At 63.3% G+C, this 773-nt stretch carries 1 protein-coding gene; it reads right to left on the bottom strand.

Going from position 1 to position 773, the window contains the following annotated elements; all coding sequences use genetic code 11:
• Nucleotides 1-82: 82 nt before the first annotated feature.
• The coding region (locus ENZ75_RS33315) for a L,D-transpeptidase (RefSeq protein ID WP_164888248.1) at nucleotides 83-773 on the bottom strand (691 nt) is incomplete at its 5' end.

Raw genomic sequence — 773 nt, 5'->3', positions numbered from 1 at the left:
TCCCAAGAAGGCGCTCGGATCGTGAACAGGGCAAAACAAAAGGGCCGGCTGAGCCGGCCCTTTCGGCAGGATGACGAAAACGTCAGATGATGACGACCTTGGTGCCAACCCTGACGCGGCTGTAGAGATCCATGACGTGCTCGTTGATCATGCGGAAGCAGCCATTAGAGGCGCTGGTTCCGATCGACTGCGGCGCGATGGTGCCGTGGATGCGCAGATGCGTGTCCTTCTTGCCGTCATAGAGATAGATGGCGCGGGCGCCGAGCGGATTCTGGCCACCGCCAGGCATGCCGTCCTTATACTGGCCGTAATGCTTCGGCTCGCGCTTCTGCATGTCCAGCGTCGGGATCCAGCGCGGCCATTCCTGCTTGTCACCGACCGCGACCGTGCCCTTGAACTGCAGGCCCTCGCGACCGACCGCAATGGCGTAGCGCCGCGCGGTGGAAGATGATTCGACGAGGTAGAGGCGCCGCGCGCTGGTGTCGATGACGATGGTGCCGGCATCGTAACCAGTGAATTCCACGTCCTGCGGCACGAATTCCGGCTTCACCTTGAACTGCTTCTTGGCCTCCCTCTTGGCGAGAGCCTGATCGAGAGCCCGCGTCTCGGGAAGATAGCTTATCGAGGAGCCGGACGACGTCCCGCCGAAAAGGCCGGCGAACAGGCCGCCGCCGCTCGGCTTCTTCTGGCCGATGACTTCGCTGCGCAGTTCGCCATTGTTGCCGGTCAGGGCGACGTTCATGGCCTCCGCCGGAAGCGGCTCGGCCGACTGG

Origin of the sequence: Mesorhizobium sp. M7A.F.Ca.CA.002.04.1.1 (assembly GCF_004022805.1) — a bacterium.
Classification (GTDB): domain Bacteria; phylum Pseudomonadota; class Alphaproteobacteria; order Rhizobiales; family Rhizobiaceae; genus Mesorhizobium; species Mesorhizobium ciceri.
Note: the sequence above shows the minus strand (reverse complement) of the source record. Positions and strands in the feature narration are given on the sequence as shown.